We start from the raw sequence: 16346 nt of genomic DNA on the forward strand, positions 1-16346 counted from the left end.
GCGTAAAAGGGCAAGGTTTGGGGAATTCAGCGTCGTGCCATCCATTTGCCGATGGCGATAAGGAGCATTGCGGGTATTGCGCCAATAATACATCCCCCCACGACCCACAGGGCCAATATAAGTAACATAATGGCGGACATGCCTATTTCTGTTGCTGAATTGGTCCACCATGGCTGAATCAAGAGCAAGCCAAGGATGTAGGAAATGGCAAAGGCAAGTCGAAACACGCTGCCGCGCCAACGAACAATCTCTGCGCTAACCAAGGCGACAGCCATGATGACAGCGCTGAGCGGAATAACGAGAAAACCGGAAAAATCCATGCCTCTCAATAGCTCAATAAGTTCCGGTGTGCCATCTTTCAGGCCGTCATCCCGGCGAAGGCCGGGATCCTGCCTCTAGCGTTGCATCCAAAGAACAGTGGGATGCCAGCCTTCGCTGGCATGACGGAGAGGAAGGGTAGTTACGCCGCCTCCGCCATCGCGGCTTGCGTCTGCGCGATCCAGCCGCCGCCCAGCACGCGGTCGCCGGCGTAGAGGACCGCGGCCTGCCCCGGCGCAACGCCATATTCCGGCGCGTCGAAGAGCAGGCGGTCGCCATCCAGCCGCGCGGGGACGGGCTTGGCCATCGACCGCACCTTGGCGGTCAGCGGGCCGGCAAAGTCGCCGCCCAGCCAGTTGATGTCGGAAAGGCGCGCGCCCGATACGGCGAGCGCCGCCTTCGGCCCCACGATCACGCGGCGGCCTTCGGCGTCCAGCCGCACGACATAGAGCGGATCGGGCTGGCCGCCGATCTCCAGTCCCTTGCGCTGGCCGACGGTGTAGTGGATCATCCCCTTGTGCCGACCGAGCGTCCGGCCGTCGATATGGACGATATCGCCGCCCTCGTCCGCATCGGGGCGCAGTTTGCGCACGATCTTCGCATAATCGCCATCGGGCACGAAGCAGATATCCTGACTGTCGGGCTTCAAGGCCACCGACAGGCCGAGTTCGGCGGCGATCTCGCGCACCTGCGGCTTGGGCAGGCCACCCAGCGGGAAGCGCAGATAGTCGAGCTGCGCCTGAGTCGTGGCGAACAAGAAATAGCTCTGGTCGCGGGCCGGGTCGGCGGCGCGGTACAGCTCCGCGCCCTGCGGCCCCTCCACGCGCTGGACATAATGGCCGGTGGCGAGGCAGTCGGCGCCCAGATCCCGCGCGATCTGGAACAGGTCGGTGAACTTCACGCCCATATTGCACTTCACACAGGGGATGGGGGTGCGGCCGGCCATATATTCGTCGGCAAAGTCGGCGATTACCGAATCGCGGAAGGCGGTTTCATAATCAAAGACATAGTGCGCGATGCCGATACGGTCGGCGACCGCGCGCGCGTCGCGTATGTCCTGCCCGGCGCAGCAGCTGCCGGTGCGGCCGACGGCGGCGCCATGGTCGTATAGCTGTAGCGTGACGCCGATGACTTCGGCGCCGGTCTTCGCGGCGAGCGCGGCGACGACGCTGCTGTCCACGCCGCCCGACATGGCGACGACGATGCGCCGCTCCTTGAGCGGCTGAGGAAGCTGGAACTGGGGCTGCATGGGCGCGCATATAGTGCAGCGGCGGCCCAATCGCAAAAGTTAACGAATTATGACGCCCAAAGCGCGTTTTGGCGACCGGATAGGCCAAACCAAGCGACAAAGCGTTGACCGGATTTACCGACGGTTATCCATTCCATCCTAAAAGACTGTCCATGGACTTGAGTTTCCTCCGGGCCGGCGGGCTGACCCCCGCCAGCGCCAAGGTTCCAGGCTGGCCACGCGCGCCGGTCTGGCCGTTCCTGAAGGCCGCGACCGCGGCTGCCCAGGCGGCCAGCCCGACAGCGAAGGCGGTCGCGGGCGTCCTGCGGGGGCAGGATGGGGACGACGACTGGATCCAGGAGCTGGCCGATATTTTCGCGCCACGTTCCGACGGCACGATCGAGGCCGTTCGGCTTGCGGGCAGCTTCAATCCGCTGATCGCGAACCGTCTCGCCGGGGGGCAAGGAAGATGAAGGCAGTGTTTACCGTGGCGCTTTAGCCGATGTTCAGGCCTCGGGAAGAAAAAGGGTGTCACTGCTGAATTCGGCAACGCCAGTGCCGCAAATTGAGGGTAAGAATGATCGAGAACCAGAAAATCAGGCCCGCCCAGGTCGTCGGCCCGCTTGGTGAGCCCCTGACCCTGGACAGCTTGCCGCCCCGTGACACGACCCGCTGGGTCGTGCGGCGCAAGGCGGAAGTCGTGGCCGCGGTCAACGGCGGATTGCTGTCCGTCGATGAAGCCTGCGCGCGCTATAATCTTACGCTGGAGGAATTTGCCGGCTGGCAGCGGGCGGTCGACCGATCCGGCATGCATGGCCTTCGGGTAACGCGCATCCAATATTATAAGTCCCTGTACGAGCGTCAGCAGAAATACTGACGCCCAGGTAAGAGGATGCCGCTGAAAAAGGGCTGCCCGATGGTTCGGGCGGCCCTTTTTCGTGCGCGCAGCAGGCCCGCGATTGCCGTGCAACCGTGCAAGGGCGCGATGGTTTCCCAACCGGAATCATTTTTTGATCCATGGAACGCGATGCGCGCTTCTCCGTTGAACAGGCACACAACCCGCAAGGGCGTGGTCAAGGAGAGTAGCATGGGCATCATCTTGTGGCTTATCGTCGGCGGCATTATCGGCTGGCTTGCCAGCATGGTCATGCGGACCGATGCGCAGCAGGGCATCCTGCTCAATATTGTCGTCGGCATCGTCGGCGCCTTCATCGGCGGCCTGATCTTCAGCGGCGGTTCCATCAATGAAGGTCTGACGCTCTACAGCTTCCTGGTGTCGCTGGTGGGCGCCATCATCCTGCTGGCGATCGTCAATCTGGTCCGGCGTGGATCGGTTCGCTAAAACATTTTGAAGCAGGCTGGAACAGTCGACAGCTCGCAATATGCGGTAGTCAAAAGACAATTAGAGCCGTGGACGATTCGTTCACGGCTCTAACGATCGGGACATTCCATCGCAAAGGCCGCGCCCGCAAGGCGCGGCCCTTTTTCCTGCCCGCTCACCGGCGGTCCACGAACCAGCGATAGAGGGCCAATATTGCGATCGCCCCCAGCAGGGCGGCAGCGAAACCCGCCCGCTCCCCCGGTGCATAAAGTCCTGCGAGCCGTCCCACAAAGCCGGCCAGCAGCGCACCCGCAATCCCCAGCAACAGGGTGACGATACACCCGCCGGGATCCCGGCCCGGCATCGCCAGCCTCGCAAGGGCGCCGGCCAGCAGGCCGATTATGATCCATCCCAGCAATTCCATGGCGCGCCCCTTCCCTCGTCCCCCCGCACCAGCCGACATTGCGCCACAAGCAACGGCCTTTGGCAAGTCGATGCACTTCCGAAGCGGGTGAGACGAACGGCTGGTCGCCAATCCCCCTCCATCCACCGTCATTATCGTTTTGCCCTGCCCCCTTTGCGCATGATATTGGGACTTGAGGGCGGTGATGTATTCATATAATACAGTCATCCAATAGGGGCGAAGCGCCGGAGAGATGGAATCGGCATGAATTACGAAACCCATTTGTTGGGCGACTCCGCTGTCGTCATCAGCGAAGATGAATCGCGTCGGAGCCGCAAGCGGCTGCTGATCGGGGGCGGCATCGCACTGGCGCTGGTCGTGGCTGCGGTGGCGATTTCCATGCGCGGGGGCGAAAGCGCGAACACCGCCGCCCCGGCTGCGCAGGTACCGGTCGTCACCGTGAGCAGCCCCGGCCTGTCCAATGTATCGCGGACCGTCACCGCCACCGGCTCGCTCGCCGCGCGGGTCGACATGCCGGTGGGCGTGGTCGGCGAAGGCGGCATGGTGACGCGGGTGCTGGTGCAGCCGGGCGACTGGGTGCGCGCCGGCCAGGTGCTGGCGACCGTCGAGCGGTCGGTCCAGGCCGAACAGGTCCGCTCGCTCGACGCGCAGCTGGAAGTGCAGCGGGCCAATGCGAAGCTGGCGCAGGCGCAGCTCGATCGCGCCAAGGCACTGGTCGGGCGCGGCTTCATCAGCGCCGCCGATATCGACCAGCGCACCGCCACGCGCGATCAGGCCGAGGCCCAGGTGCGCGTCGCGGCCGCGCAACTCGCCGAGCAGCAGGCGCGCACCGGGCGGCTGGACATTCGTGCGCCCGCCGCCGGGCTGGTGCTGACGCGCACCGTCGAGCCGGGCCAGATCGTCCAGGCGGGTGGCGGGGTGTTGTTCCGCATGGCCAAGGATGGCGAGATGGAAATGCAGGCGCAGGTCTCCGAAGCCGACCTCGCGACGCTGCGCGCCGGTAATAGCGCGACGGTGACGCCGATCGGCGGCAAGCAGGGCTTTGCCGGCCGGGTGTGGCAAGTGTCGCCGGTGATCGACCCGCAGACGCGGCAGGGCATCGCCCGCATCGCCGTGCCCTATAATGCGGCGATCCGGCCGGGCGGTTTTGCCTCTGCCATGATCACCAGCGGATCGGGCAACGCGCCGCTGCTGCCGGAATCGGCGGTGCAGAACGACGCCAAGGGCAGCTATGTCTATATCGTCAACGCCAAGGGTCAGGTGGAACGACGCGACGTAACCGTCGGCCAGGTGTCCGATGCGGGCGTCGCGGTGACCAGCGGGATCGACGGCTCCGAAAAGATCGTGACGTCGGCCGGTGCCTTCCTGACGCCTGGGCAGAAGGTCAAGCCCGAGGCGCTCAAAGCCGGATAAGGCCCGGACTAGGCATGCGGCGCCAGCCGGCGCCGCGCCATCATTTTGCGCGCGGGCAATCGCGCGCCATAGAAGATTAGGGGGACGCCAGCAGCGTCCGGCGAAGGAAGCGCGTCATGGATTTTCGCAATATTTCCGCATGGGCGATCCGCAATCCGGTGACGCCGCTGGTGCTGTTCGCCGCGCTGATGATGGCTGGGATCGTCAGCTTCATGCGGATGGACGTCAACAATAACCCCGACGTCAGCTTCCCGATGGTCAGCGTGACCGTGTCGCAACCCGGCGCGGCACCAACCGAACTGGAGACGCAGGTCACGCAGCGGGTCGAGGCCGCGGTACGCGGCATCAGCGGCGTCGACGACATCACCTCCTTCGCATCCGAAGGCCGGTCGCTGACCCAAGTGCAGTTCCAGATCGGCACGCCGGTCGACCGCGCGGTCAACGACGTCAAGAATGCCGTGGACCAGATCCGCAGCGACCTGCCCGAGGGCATATTGGAGCCACAGGTCCAGCGCATCGACATCGATGGCGGGCCGATCGCCTATTTCAGCGCCGAAGCGACCGACATGACGCTGGAGGAACTGTCCTGGTATGTGGACAACACGGTCGCCAAGCGGCTGCTGGGCATCAGCGGCATGGCCGCGGTCAATCGCGGCGGCGGCGTCAGCCGTGAAATCCGCGTCATCCTCGATCCGGCCCGGCTCCAGGCTTATGGCGTCACCGCCGCGCAGGTGAACGCCCAGCTGAACCAGGTCAATCTGAACGCGGCGGGCGGACGGACCGAGATTGCGGGCGCTGAACAGTCGATCCGCGTGCTCGGCAACGCACAGAATGCCCGCCAACTGGGGGATACCCAGATCGCCATTTCCGGCGGACGCACGGTCAAGCTGGCCGACCTCGCCACCGTGCGCGACATGTATGCCGAACAGCGCAGCCTGTCGCTGATGAACGGGCGGCAAGTGACCAGCTTCAGCATGGAGAAGGCCAAGGGGTCGTCCGACGTCACCGTCTACGACAATGCGATGAAGGTGCTGGACCAGCTCAGGAAGGAAAATCCGAAGGTCCAGTACAAGCAACTTTACACCAGCGTCGGCTATACCAAGGAACAATATCACAGCGCCATGGCGGCGATGATCGAAGGCGCCGTGCTGGCGGTCGTCATCGTCTTCCTGTTCCTGCGCGACTGGCGCGCGACGATGATTTCGGCGCTGGCCATTCCGCTGTCGGCCATCCCCGCCTTCTGGTTCATGGACATGATGGGCTTCACGCTGAACGGCATCTCGCTGCTGGCGCTCAGCCTGGTGGCGGGCGTGCTGGTCGATGACGCGATCGTGGAGATCGAGAATATCGTGCGCCATATGCGCATGGGCAAGTCGGCCTATCAGGCGTCGATCGATGCCGCGGACGAGATCGGCCTCGCGGTGCTGGCGACCACCATGGCGATCGTCGCGGTGTTCCTGCCGGTCGCGCTGATGCCCGGCATATCGGGCCAGTTCTTCATCCAGTTCGGCATGACCGTCGTCGTGTCGGTGCTGATGAGCCTGGCCGTCGCGCGCCTCATCACGCCGATGATCGCCGCCTATTTCCTGAAGGCGCATGGCGAGGCAAGTCATGGCGAAGGCTGGCTGATGGACCGCTATATGGGCGTGCTGCGCTGGTCGCTGGAGGATCGCAAGGCGAAGCAGCGCCGCGCGCGCGGCGGCTTCCGCAACCGGACCGCCGGCTTCTTCACTGACCATCGCGTCTGGACGCTGGGCATCGGTTTTGCGGCGTTCGGCTGCACCATCTGGGCCTTCGCGACGCTGCCGATGACCTTCCAGCCGACGACCAACACCGATTTCAGCCAGGTGAAGATCGAGACGGTGCCGGGCAGCACGCTGCAACAGACGACCGCGATCACGCGCAAGGTCGCGGACCTGCTCGCCGCAGACAAGGATGTGGTCGAGGCGGCCTTCGCCGATATCGAGCCGACCACCGCCGACATCTTCCTGACGCTGAAGAAGGACCGGCCGATCAGTTCGGTCGACTGGGAGCGCAAGGTCGCGCCCAAATTCCAGACCATCGCCGACGCGCGGGTCAATTTCCAGTCGCAGTCGGGCGGCGGCTTTGGCCGCGACATCATCATGATGTTCGGGTCGGACGATCCGGATCTGCTGGAAAAGACCGCCAACCAGCTGGTGCATGAAATGGCCGGCATCCCCGAACTACGCGCGCCGCGCGTGCAGGGCGACATGCAGCGCCCCGAAATCATCATCAAGCCGCGCCTGGACCTGGCCGCCAGCCTGGGCGTGACGACCATGGCGCTCAGCCAGTCGATCCGCATCGCGACAATCGGCGACATCGACCAGAACAGCGCCAAATTCTCCCTGGCCGACCGACAGATCCCGATCCGCGTCTCGTTGGCGGAGGAAAGCCGCAAGGATCTCGCCACGATCGAGAATATGCCGGTGCCCACCGTGTCGGGCGGATCTGTGCCGCTCAAGGTCGTGGCCGACATCAGCTTCGGCGCCGGGCCGACGCAGATCCGCCGCTACAACCAGATTCGCCGTGTCGTCGTCGGCGCGGACCTGTCGCCCGGCATGGTGACAAGCCAGGCGATGACCAAGATCAACGCTCTGCCGCTGATGAAGGCGATCAACGAAGGCCGGGTACAGGGCGTCCAGAAACTCAATGTCGGCGACAGCAAGTTCCAGGCGGAAATGCTGACCAATTTCGCCATCGCCGTCTTTTCCGGCATCATGCTGGTGCTGGCGGTGCTGACGCTGCTCTACAAGCGGATCATGCCGCCCTTCGTGAACCTGGGCTCGTTGCTGCTGGCGCCGCTGGGTGGCGCGCTGGCGCTGCATATCGCCGGCCAGCCCATTTCCATGCCGGTGTTCATCGGGCTGCTCATGCTGCTCGGCATCGTCGCCAAAAACTCAATCCTCGTCATCGACTTCGCACTGGAGGAGATGGAAAAGGGCGTGCCCAAGAAGGAGGCGATCATCGACGCCGGGCACAAGCGTGCGCAGCCGATCGTCATGACCACGGTCGCTATGGTGGCAGGCATGGTCCCGACAGCGCTGGCCCTGTCGGGCGACGGCGCCTGGCGCGCGCCGATGGGCATCACCGTGATCGGCGGCCTGATCCTGTCGACCTTGCTGACGCTGGTGATCGTGCCGGCCGTGTTCAGCCTGGCGATCGGCCTCGAAAGCTGGGTCGGGCCGCGGCTGGGCAGGGGGCTGCTCACCTACAAGCCGGGCGACAATGGCAAGCCGGTGCCGGGACAGGTCCATCCCGCCGAATGACCGATCCGCCGGAGCGTCTCAGGAAGATGCTCCGGCAAAAAAGAAAGGCTTGCCTGAACGAAACGGCAGCGTAACCGTTCAACCGACATGACGCTGCTTCGCCTGCCCCGGCCCAAGGACGCCCCCAAGGACATCTTGGCCCCCCATCCGGCCCGGCGCATGCGGCTGGTGGCGACGGGCATGCTGGTCGTGATGGCCGCCCTGTTCATCGCCGCGCGCGCGACCGTCCACCTTCACCCCGCCATCGGCTTCGTCCAGGCCTTCGCCGAGGCGGCGATGGTCGGCGGGCTGGCCGACTGGTTCGCGGTGACGGCGCTGTTCCGGCATCCGCTGGGCCTGCCCATTCCCCATACGGCGATCATTCCGCGTAACAAGGACCGGATCGGCGATACGCTGGCCCTGTTCCTGCGCGACAATTTCCTGACCCCGGCCGTGGTCGCGCGGCGGATGCGGCACATGGATGTGGCGGGCGCGGCAGGCCGCTTCCTCGCCAGCCCGTCAGGCGGCGACGGACGGCTGCGCGAGGGCGCATCGCGGCTGATCGCCGATGTGCTGGAAGCATTGGATCAGGAACGGCTGGGCGGCATGGTGAAGGGCGCGATCGGCCAGCGGCTGCGCGCGATCAACATGGGGCCGCTGATCGGCCAGGCGATCGAGGCGGCGATGCGCGACGGCCGCCATGCGCCGGTGATGGATGGCATCGTCCATTGGGCCGACCGCACGCTCGAAGCCAATGAGCATCTGATCCGCCAGATGGTGCAGGAACGCGCGGGCAAGGTGCTGCGCTGGACCGGGCTGGACGAGAATCTGGCCAATGCGATCCTGAATGGCCTGCGCAAGCTGCTGTCCGACATGGCCGAAGACCCCGGCCATCCGCTGCGGCTGAAGGCGGAGGAAGGCATGGCGAAGCTGGCCTTCGACCTGCAATTCGACCTGGAGATGCAGGCCAAGGTCGCGAAGGTCCGTGACGAGATACTCGACAATCCGGCGATGCAGCGCTGGATCGACGGCCTGTGGGAACAGGCGCGCGCCGGGCTGCTGCGCGCGGTGCGCGATCCGGGCAAGGCGATGGCGGGCCGGCTGGGCGAGGCGCTGCGGACTTTGGGCGGCACCTTGCAGCAGGAGGCGCGGCTGCGGCTCGTCATCAACCGCTTCGTGCGGCGCGCGGCGGTGGGGGCGACGGCCAGTTACGGCGATTCGATCGTCCGGCTGGTGAGTGACACGGTGCGCGGCTGGGACGCGGGGACGGTGACGTCGCGGCTGGAAAATGCGGTCGGGCGCGACCTGCAATATATTCGCGTCAACGGGACGATCGTCGGCGGTCTGGTCGGCTTGGCGATCCACGCCATCGATATGGTCTTTTAGAGAAGCGCACCAGCCCTCCCGAAAATGGGCTTTGCCGCATTTTTCGAAAAAGTGCCGGGGCGCGTCGGGCCAATCGACACGCCCCGGCGGAACCGGCCGCGCAGAGGAGAGAAGGCGGACGGTTCCTGTTCCTGCGCCGTCAATCCTCGGGCGGCGGCCCATCCCCGCCCGGCGGCGGCGGTAATTCGTCGGCGGTCAGCACGCCGTCGCCATTGCGATCCTGATCGTCGAACATGGCGAGCGCGGGCGCGAGAAATTCGGCGCGGTCGATCTGGCCGTCATCATTGCCGTCTTCCGGGTAGGGCATGGCGCGACCGGGTGGCGGGGGTGGCGGGCCGCCAGCGTCCGCACGATCGCCTCCGGGCGGGCGGCCTCCGGGCGGCGGGCCACCTACGCCGCCGGGACCACCGCGCCCCTTGCCGGGACCACGGCCTTCGCGCTGGCCGCCTTCGGGCGACGCCTGTTCCCGCTCATGGCCCAGCATCCGCTGCATCGCCTGCACCGGGACAAGCCCGTCGCCATCCTGGTCCATCAGCCCGAAGCGGCGCTCCATATAGGCGGCCATTTCATCGCGCGTGATCTGCCCGTCCCGATCGGCGTCGGCCGCCCATGGACCGGCGGGACCGCCCGGCGGCTGGGCAAGGAGCGGCGCGGTAAACGCCAGTGGGGCAAGGCAAAGGAGATGTCGGAAACGCATGGAGGCTCCAGAAAGGAAAATCCCTGAGCCAGTCAGGTCGCATCCCCGCTTTGCCTCCATATGTCCCGATGCGACCCGAATGTTTCAGGCGCTAAAAATGAATGTTGCAACATATCATTGAATGATGTTGTATCATTTCATCGTTGATTCCCATCCGGCGCAATATCGGAGGGAAAGACGAGGGGATGCAACAGACGGAGGAGCGGGACGATGCGATTCATGCCAGTTCAGTTGAGAGCCGTTCAGACGGCAGCGGGTGGGGAATCGCGCTATGGCGCGGGGCGGCGGTCGCCGCTGGGGCTTGGCGGAACGGTGGCGGTGCATGCGCTGCTCATCGGCGCCTTCCTGCTGATCCCGAAGGAAGTGATCGACCGGTTTGCTCCCTCGCCGCCGTTGACGACCACGAACATCCCGATTCCCCTGCCGCCCGAGCCGGTGGTCGAGCAGCAGACTGATCCGAAGATCCAGACCCAGCCGCAGGAACAGCAAAGACCGACCGCCATCGACCCGGTCGTCACTCCGCCCCACGGCGATCCGACGATCACCGGCACGCCGGGATCGGGCACGGCGATCGATCCCGACCCGACCATCATCGTGCCGCCGGTCGAGCCGCCGCGCGCGCCTGTGCTGACCGAACCGTCGATCGAGCCACGCGCGATGGCGGGATTCCAGCCCGACTATCCCGGCGCGATGATCCGGCAGGGGCTGGAAGGCACGGTGACGGTCCGCGTGACGATCAGCCCGGAGGGCCGCGTCACCGATATCGAGCGCATGTCGGCGACCGACGAGAGTTTCTGGCTCGCGACCCAGCGCCATGCGCTGCGCAAATGGCGCTTCCGCCCGGCGACTCGCGACGGGGTGGCGGTAACATCATCGAAGGTGCTGGCCGTCCGGTTCACGCTGACCGATCGATAAAATACCCATGCTCTCCGCGCCTTCGGTGTCGCATATCGCCCCTCCCCGCCTGCGGGAGGGGACAGGAAGATGGAGGACGCATGGACCATTTTGCATCCGGCGCAGCACTGCCCTATAAGGGCGGGATGGCGATATTTCCCCGTCCCGTTTCCCCCAAGAGCGCGCTTGGCGACTTCTGGGGCTATTTCAAGCAGCAGCGGCAGCATAAATGGCCGCTGCTTGGCCTGTCCGTCGCGTTCACCTGGGTGATCGTCTGGACCTTCGTCATCGATGCCAACACCAACACGATGCCGACACGCAACAAGATCATCTATGTCGAAAGCTGGGACGCGAATCGGTCCGATGCGGCGATCATCCTCCAGCAGAAGATCGACTTCGCCAAGCGCGAGGCCGCGCTGGTGAAGCAGCAGCAGAAGATGCAGGGCTATGCCGACGCCTTCGGCATCGAATGGCGCGAAGAAGAGGCCCGCAACACCGCCAAGCGCAAGGAAGCGGTGAAGGCGATCGACGCGCTGCTCGACGAGCGGCTGGCCAAGGCCGAGGCGACGGGCAAGCCCGCGCCGAAAGCGGCCGCCCAGCCGGCGACAGCCGCACACCCCTGAGCGACATGACGTCGCCCGCCGATGACCGGCGCTACATGGCCGCCGCCATCGCCCTGTCCGGGCGGGGGCGCGGCCTGTCCACCCCCAATCCCAATGTCGGCTGCCTGATCGTTCAGCAAGGGCGCATCGTCGGGCGCGGCTGGACGCAGAAGGGCGGCCGCCCCCATGCCGAAGCGCAGGCGCTGGAGCAGGCGATGGACCGGGCGCGCGGGGCGACCGCCTATGTGACGCTGGAACCTTGTTTCCACCTGTCCCCGCGCGGGCCGCGCTGCGCCGACCTGATGGCGCGGGCCGGGGTTTCCCGCGTGGTGATCGCGCTGCGCGATCCCGATCCCCGCACCGACGGGCAGGGCGCGGCCTGGCTGCGCGACCGGGGCATAGAGGTCGACATGGGGCTGATGGCGCAGGAAGCGGCGCAGGCCATGGCCGGATTCGTGCTGCGCCAGACGCTGGGGCGGCCGCATGTGACCTTGAAGCTGGGCCTGTCACTCGATGGCCGAATCGCCCTCAGGGACGGATCGAGCCGCTGGATCACCGGGTCGGATGCGCGCGCCCATGCGCATATGGAGCGGGCGCGGCATGACGCCATCCTGGTGGGCGGCGGCACATTGCGCGCCGATGCGCCGCGTCTCGACGTGCGGCTGCGCGGGCTGGAGGATCGTTCGCCCCGCCGGCTGCTGCTGACCCGAAAGGATGCGCCCAGGGGCTGGGACCGGATCGGCGCGCCCGACGATATTGCCACGCTACAACGGGTCGACCATCTGCTGGTCGAGGGCGGCGCGGAAACCGCCGCCGCCTTCCTGCGCGCCGATCTGGTCGACCGGCTGCTGCTCTACCGCGCGCCCATCGTGATCGGCGCAGGTCTGGCCGGGATTGGCGATATCGGGCTTGAAGACCTGCCCCACGCCCATGGCCGCTGGCGCATGACCGACAGCCGCGCGCTGGGCGTCGACCGGCTGGAGGTTTACGAGCGGGTCCGGAGCGCCTAAGTCCCCTCCCATTTCTCCGTTCACAGGACCGATCCATGTTCACCGGCATCATCACCGACATCGGCACGATCCGCAGCCACGAGCAGCGCGGCGACCTGCGGCTCGTGATCGGCTGCGCTTACGAGATGGACGGCGTCGCCATCGGCGCGTCGATCGCCTGTTCGGGCGCCTGCCTGACGGTGGTGGAAAAGGGCGCGGACTGGTTTGCAGTGGATCTGTCAGCCGAAACGGTCGCGCGCACCGCGTCGGGACTTTGGGACAAGGGCAATCGCCTGAATCTGGAACGCGCGCTCAAGATCGGCGACGAACTGGGCGGCCATATCGTCACCGGCCATGTCGACGGCATCGGCCATCTGGTGTCGGCAGTGAGTGAGGGCGATTCGACCCGCCTCGTCATTCGGGCGCCGGCCGAACTGGCGGCGGCACTGGCGGCCAAGGGATCGATCACGCTCGACGGCATTTCGCTGACGGTGAACAGTGTCGAGGATCAGGCCGACGGCAGCGTGTATTTCGGTCTCAACATCATCCCGCACACCGCCGCCGCGACGACGCTCGACGGGCTGCCCGAAGGCCGCGCCTTCAATCTGGAGATTGACGTGCTAGCCCGTTATCTCGACCGGATGCAGAGCCTTCGCAGCAAATAATCCGTCTGCTGTTGCAGCGCACAATGTGATTCTATCTTGAAATAATCACATTGTAGTGTGATATGCAACACCTGTCCCAGTCAGGGAATGGAGTCGTTTTCATGTCGTCCGCGCTTCTCGATACCGTCCGCAGCCTCGTCACCGATGGCGGCATGTCCCGTTCCGGCCTGGCGCGCGCCGCCGGCCTGCACGCCAACAGCCTGCGCAAGCTTGGCGAGGCCGACTGGAACCCGACCGCCGAGACGCTGGGCAAGCTGGAAAGCTATATCCTCAAGCGCGAGGGCGGCACCGCGCTCGCCAGCCCCGAGGAAATCATCAACGAAGCCCGCAACGGCCGCATGTTCATCCTGGTCGATGACGAAGATCGCGAGAATGAGGGCGACCTCGTCATCCCCGCCCAGATGGCGACGCCCGACGCGATCAATTTCATGGCCACCCATGGCCGCGGCCTCATCTGCCTGGCCCTGACCAAGGACCGGGTCGACACGCTGGGCCTGGACCTGATGAGCCGCAACAACGGCACCCGCCACGAAACCGCCTTCACCGTCTCGATCGAGGCGCGCGAGGGCGTCACCACCGGCATCAGCGCCGCCGACCGCGCCCGCACCATCTCCGTCGCGATCGACGGGTCGAAGGGCAAGGCCGACATCGTGACGCCGGGCCATGTCTTCCCGCTGGTGGCCAAGGATGGCGGCGTGCTGGTGCGCACCGGCCATACCGAGGCGGCGGTCGACGTCGCCCGCCTCGCCGGCCTGAACCCGTCGGGCGTGATCTGCGAGGTGATGAAGGATGACGGCACCATGGCGCGCCTCGACGACCTCATCCCCTTCGCGCAAAAGCACAAGATGAAGATCGGCACGATCCGCGACCTGATCGCCTATCGCCGCCGGCACGACCATATGGTCGAGCGCCGCGCCGAAACCGTTTTCCACAGCCAGTGGGGCGGCGACTGGAAAGCGATCAGCTTCTACAACAAGGCGACCCATACCGAGCAGCTGGTGCTGCAGAAGGGGCATGTCTCCTCCGACGAGCCGACCCTGGTGCGCATGCACCAGCTCTCGCTGCTGGATGATGTCTATGGCGCAATCGGCAAGCGCGCCGGGCTGCTGGCCAAGTCGATGGAGATCATCGCGCAGGAAGGCGCGGGCGTGATCGTCATCCTGACCAGCTCGTCGCCGGGCGATTTCGTCAGCCGCATTCTCCAGCATCATGCCGGGCAGAAGGTCGCCGGCATGGACGAATTGCGCGACTATGGCGTGGGCGCGCAGATCCTCGCCGACCTGGGCGTGCACGACATGGTGCTGCTCAGCAACACCCAGCACAGCCTGATCGCGCTTGACGGCTACGACCTGTCCGTGGTTGGGCAGCGCGCGATCGAACTGTAAGAGGATAGCAGCATGGCCAAATTCCTGATCGTCGAAGCACGCTTCTACGACCATCTCAACGACCTGCTGATCGAAGGCGCAAAGGCGGCGCTGGACGATGCCGGCCATAAATATGAGGTGGTGACGGTGCCGGGCGCGCTGGAAATCCCCGGCGCGGTGGCGCTGGCGGCGGAAACCGGCCGCTATGACGGCTTCGTCGCGATCGGCGTGGTGATCCGCGGCGAAACCTATCATTTCGAGGTGGTGTCGAACGAAAGCGCGCGCGGCCTTATGGCGCTTTCGATGGACGGAATCGCTATCGGCAACGGCATCCTGACCGTCGAGAATGAAGAACAGGCGCTGGTCCGCGCCCGCCCCGACCAGAAGGACAAGGGCGGTGAGGCGGCCAAGGCGGCCATCGCCATGCTGGCCCTGCGCGAGAAATTCGGCGCCTGATTGAAGCGCTGACAGACGAAAAAAGGGCGGCTCCCGATGGAGCCGCCTTTTTTGTCGGGTTTGGGTGGTGGGGGGGCGGATATTCCCAACGCTCGTCACCCCGGCCCTGAGCCGGGGTCCAGCTGCCTTTCAAAGTTCGGCTTGGAAGAAGAAGCGGGATCCCGGGTCAAGCCCGGGATGACGTTGAATCAATGTCCGCTCCTCAGCTACCTCAGGCCGCCGCCTTTTCCTCGGCCAGCGTCGGATAGTCGGTATAGCCCTCCACGCCCTGGCTGTACCAGGTCGTCATCGCCTGTGGCTGGTTGACCGGCGCACCTTGGCGCAGCCGTTCGACAAGGTCGGGATTGGCGAGCAGTGGACGACCGAAGCTGATCGCATCGGCCAGGCCGCTGGCCAGGTCCGCCTGCGCGCGCTCCGCATCATAGTCGCTGTTCAGCACCAGCGGTCCCTTGAAATGCCGGCGGATGAGCGGCGACTGGCGCGGCACGTCCGTCGCGCCGAAAGTGCCGTCCGGTCCCGGCTCGCGCAGTTCGAGAAAGGCGATACCGATCGCGTCCAGCACATCGGCCGCCGCCGCGAACAGGGTCGCGGGATCGCTGTCGTCAACGCCCTGCGTGTCCCCATTGGGGGACAGGCGCACCGACACGCGGTCGGCACCGATCGCATCGACCACCGCCTGCGTCACTTCGCGCAGCAGGCGGACGCGGTTTTCGACGCTGCCGCCATAGATATCGTCGCGGAAATTGCTGTTGTCGCGCAGAAATTCGTCGATCAGATAGCCGTTGGCGGCATGGATCTGCACCCCGTCGAACCCGGCGGCGATCGCATTATGCGCGGCGCGGACATAGGTGTCGATCAGCCCCGGAATTTCCTCCAGCGCCAGCGGACGGGCAGTTTCATAGGGCTGCTTACCCTCATAAGTGTGAGCATCCCCCGGCGCGGCGGTGGCGCTGGCGGACACGGGCTGCTCGCCGGTGACGGCGCTGTGGACGGCCCGGCCCATATGCCAGAGCTGGACGATGATCCGGCCGCCCTTGTCATGCACGGCCTGCGTCACCGGCTTCCACGCCTCGACCTGTTCGTCCGACCAGATGCCTGGCGCATATGGCCAGCCCAATCCCTGCTGCGAAATACCCGTGGCCTCGCTGATGATGAGGCCGGCCGAGGCGCGCTGCGCATAATAATCGGCCATGATCGAGGTCGGCACATGGGCGCGGGTCGCGCGGCCGCGGGTCAGCGGCGCCATCAGGACGCGGTTGGGGGCGCTGACCGCGCCAAGCTGGATCGGATCGAACAATGTGGTCATAGAAAGAAACTCCCTCC

17 protein-coding genes are annotated in these 16346 nt (G+C 65.6%); 12 read left to right on the plus strand and 5 right to left on the minus strand.

Annotated elements, in window-relative coordinates; all coding sequences use genetic code 11:
• Positions 1-26: 26 nt before the first annotated feature.
• Together DM806_RS04365 and mnmA are read right to left on the minus strand one after the other, a co-directional pair.
• Positions 27-320, minus strand: coding sequence for a hypothetical protein (locus DM806_RS04365; RefSeq protein WP_179042018.1), 294 nt, complete (start codon positions 318-320; stop codon positions 27-29).
• A gap of 140 nt (positions 321-460) precedes the next feature.
• Positions 461-1567, minus strand: coding sequence for a tRNA 2-thiouridine(34) synthase MnmA (gene mnmA / locus DM806_RS04370; protein WP_179042019.1), 1107 nt, complete (start codon positions 1565-1567; stop codon positions 461-463).
• A gap of 152 nt (positions 1568-1719) precedes the next feature.
• On the opposite strand from mnmA, the gene DM806_RS04375 reads away from it, so the two are divergent.
• From DM806_RS04375 to DM806_RS04385, 3 genes are all read left to right on the plus strand, one after another.
• Complete coding sequence (locus DM806_RS04375) at positions 1720-2019, plus strand: hypothetical protein (RefSeq protein ID WP_179042020.1); 300 nt, start codon at positions 1720-1722, stop codon at positions 2017-2019.
• Positions 2020-2123: 104 nt separating this feature from the next.
• On the plus strand, positions 2124-2423 hold the full coding sequence (gene sciP / locus DM806_RS04380) for a CtrA inhibitor SciP (protein WP_009820412.1): 300 nt from the start codon (positions 2124-2126) through the stop codon (positions 2421-2423).
• Positions 2424-2633: 210 nt separating this feature from the next.
• A complete protein-coding gene (locus tag DM806_RS04385) occupies positions 2634-2888 on the plus strand; it encodes a GlsB/YeaQ/YmgE family stress response membrane protein (RefSeq protein WP_093082464.1) in 255 nt (84 codons plus the stop codon).
• 154 nt (positions 2889-3042) lie between these two features.
• On the opposite strand, the gene DM806_RS04390 is transcribed toward DM806_RS04385, so the two are convergent.
• Positions 3043-3291, minus strand: coding sequence for a GlsB/YeaQ/YmgE family stress response membrane protein (locus tag DM806_RS04390; protein WP_179042021.1), 249 nt, complete (start codon positions 3289-3291; stop codon positions 3043-3045).
• 243 nt (positions 3292-3534) lie between these two features.
• On the opposite strand from DM806_RS04390, the gene DM806_RS04395 reads away from it, so the two are divergent.
• The 3 genes from DM806_RS04395 (at position 3535) to DM806_RS04405 (ending at position 9356) form a co-directional block, all read left to right on the plus strand.
• Entirely contained in the window at positions 3535-4704 is a 1170-nt protein-coding gene (locus DM806_RS04395) for an efflux RND transporter periplasmic adaptor subunit (protein ID WP_179042022.1), read from the plus strand.
• A gap of 116 nt (positions 4705-4820) precedes the next feature.
• Positions 4821-7991, plus strand: coding sequence for an efflux RND transporter permease subunit (locus DM806_RS04400; RefSeq protein ID WP_179042023.1), 3171 nt, complete (start codon positions 4821-4823; stop codon positions 7989-7991).
• A gap of 87 nt (positions 7992-8078) precedes the next feature.
• Positions 8079-9356, plus strand: a complete 1278-nt coding sequence (locus DM806_RS04405; protein WP_179042024.1) for a DUF445 domain-containing protein — start codon at positions 8079-8081, stop codon at positions 9354-9356.
• Between the two features lie 139 nt (positions 9357-9495).
• Here DM806_RS04405 and DM806_RS04410 read toward each other — a convergent pair whose 3' ends face one another.
• Positions 9496-10053: an EF-hand domain-containing protein gene (locus DM806_RS04410; RefSeq protein WP_179042025.1), complete on the minus strand. Its 558-nt coding sequence runs from the start codon at positions 10051-10053 to the stop codon at positions 9496-9498.
• A gap of 210 nt (positions 10054-10263) precedes the next feature.
• On the opposite strand from DM806_RS04410, the gene DM806_RS04415 reads away from it, so the two are divergent.
• The 6 genes from DM806_RS04415 to ribH all read left to right on the plus strand — a co-directional run bounded on the left by DM806_RS04415 (position 10264) and on the right by ribH (position 15023).
• Positions 10264-10968, plus strand: a complete 705-nt coding sequence (locus tag DM806_RS04415; RefSeq protein ID WP_372859252.1) for an energy transducer TonB — start codon at positions 10264-10266, stop codon at positions 10966-10968.
• An 80-nt stretch (positions 10969-11048) separates the two neighbouring features.
• Positions 11049-11570, plus strand: a complete 522-nt coding sequence (locus DM806_RS04420; RefSeq protein WP_179042026.1) for a hypothetical protein — start codon at positions 11049-11051, stop codon at positions 11568-11570.
• A gap of 5 nt (positions 11571-11575) precedes the next feature.
• Complete coding sequence (gene ribD, locus DM806_RS04425) at positions 11576-12559, plus strand: bifunctional diaminohydroxyphosphoribosylaminopyrimidine deaminase/5-amino-6-(5-phosphoribosylamino)uracil reductase RibD (RefSeq protein WP_256869098.1); 984 nt, start codon at positions 11576-11578, stop codon at positions 12557-12559.
• A 35-nt stretch (positions 12560-12594) separates the two neighbouring features.
• Entirely contained in the window at positions 12595-13203 is a 609-nt protein-coding gene (locus tag DM806_RS04430; protein WP_179042027.1) for a riboflavin synthase, read from the plus strand.
• A gap of 101 nt (positions 13204-13304) precedes the next feature.
• The gene (gene ribB, locus DM806_RS04435) at positions 13305-14588 is read left to right on the plus strand and encodes a 3,4-dihydroxy-2-butanone-4-phosphate synthase (RefSeq protein ID WP_179042028.1); all 1284 of its coding nucleotides are present in this window, start codon (positions 13305-13307) and stop codon (positions 14586-14588) included.
• Between the two features lie 12 nt (positions 14589-14600).
• Complete coding sequence (gene ribH / locus DM806_RS04440) at positions 14601-15023, plus strand: 6,7-dimethyl-8-ribityllumazine synthase (RefSeq protein ID WP_179042029.1); 423 nt, start codon at positions 14601-14603, stop codon at positions 15021-15023.
• Positions 15024-15234: 211 nt separating this feature from the next.
• On the opposite strand, the gene DM806_RS04445 is transcribed toward ribH, so the two are convergent.
• A complete protein-coding gene (locus DM806_RS04445) occupies positions 15235-16329 on the minus strand; it encodes an alkene reductase (protein ID WP_179042030.1) in 1095 nt (364 codons plus the stop codon).
• Between the last annotated feature and the right edge of the window lie 17 nt (positions 16330-16346).

It is taken from the genome of Sphingobium lactosutens (genome assembly GCF_013393185.1).
Lineage (GTDB): Bacteria > Pseudomonadota > Alphaproteobacteria > Sphingomonadales > Sphingomonadaceae > Sphingobium > Sphingobium lactosutens_A.

Excerpts from the sequence above, each read along its gene's own strand:
- DM806_RS04445 (WP_179042030.1), bottom strand. The coding sequence starts at position 16,329 with ATGACCACATTGTTCGATCCGATCCAGCTTGGCGCGGTCAGCGCCCCC.
- DM806_RS04415 (WP_372859252.1), top strand. The coding sequence starts at position 10,264 with ATGCGATTCATGCCAGTTCAGTTGAGAGCCGTTCAGACGGCAGCGGGT.
- DM806_RS04390 (WP_179042021.1), bottom strand. The coding sequence starts at position 3,291 with ATGGAATTGCTGGGATGGATCATAATCGGCCTGCTGGCCGGCGCCCTT.
- DM806_RS04400 (WP_179042023.1), top strand. The coding sequence starts at position 4,821 with ATGGATTTTCGCAATATTTCCGCATGGGCGATCCGCAATCCGGTGACG.
- DM806_RS04385 (WP_093082464.1), top strand. The coding sequence starts at position 2,634 with ATGGGCATCATCTTGTGGCTTATCGTCGGCGGCATTATCGGCTGGCTT.
- ribH (WP_179042029.1), top strand. The coding sequence starts at position 14,601 with ATGGCCAAATTCCTGATCGTCGAAGCACGCTTCTACGACCATCTCAAC.
- ribB (WP_179042028.1), top strand. The coding sequence starts at position 13,305 with ATGTCGTCCGCGCTTCTCGATACCGTCCGCAGCCTCGTCACCGATGGC.
- sciP (WP_009820412.1), top strand. The coding sequence starts at position 2,124 with ATGATCGAGAACCAGAAAATCAGGCCCGCCCAGGTCGTCGGCCCGCTT.
- DM806_RS04395 (WP_179042022.1), top strand. The coding sequence starts at position 3,535 with ATGAATTACGAAACCCATTTGTTGGGCGACTCCGCTGTCGTCATCAGC.
- mnmA (WP_179042019.1), bottom strand. The coding sequence starts at position 1,567 with ATGCAGCCCCAGTTCCAGCTTCCTCAGCCGCTCAAGGAGCGGCGCATC.
- DM806_RS04365 (WP_179042018.1), bottom strand. The coding sequence starts at position 320 with ATGGATTTTTCCGGTTTTCTCGTTATTCCGCTCAGCGCTGTCATCATG.
- DM806_RS04410 (WP_179042025.1), bottom strand. The coding sequence starts at position 10,053 with ATGCGTTTCCGACATCTCCTTTGCCTTGCCCCACTGGCGTTTACCGCG.
- DM806_RS04420 (WP_179042026.1), top strand. The coding sequence starts at position 11,049 with ATGGACCATTTTGCATCCGGCGCAGCACTGCCCTATAAGGGCGGGATG.
- DM806_RS04405 (WP_179042024.1), top strand. The coding sequence starts at position 8,079 with ATGACGCTGCTTCGCCTGCCCCGGCCCAAGGACGCCCCCAAGGACATC.
- DM806_RS04430 (WP_179042027.1), top strand. The coding sequence starts at position 12,595 with ATGTTCACCGGCATCATCACCGACATCGGCACGATCCGCAGCCACGAG.
- DM806_RS04375 (WP_179042020.1), top strand. The coding sequence starts at position 1,720 with ATGGACTTGAGTTTCCTCCGGGCCGGCGGGCTGACCCCCGCCAGCGCC.
- ribD (WP_256869098.1), top strand. The coding sequence starts at position 11,576 with ATGACGTCGCCCGCCGATGACCGGCGCTACATGGCCGCCGCCATCGCC.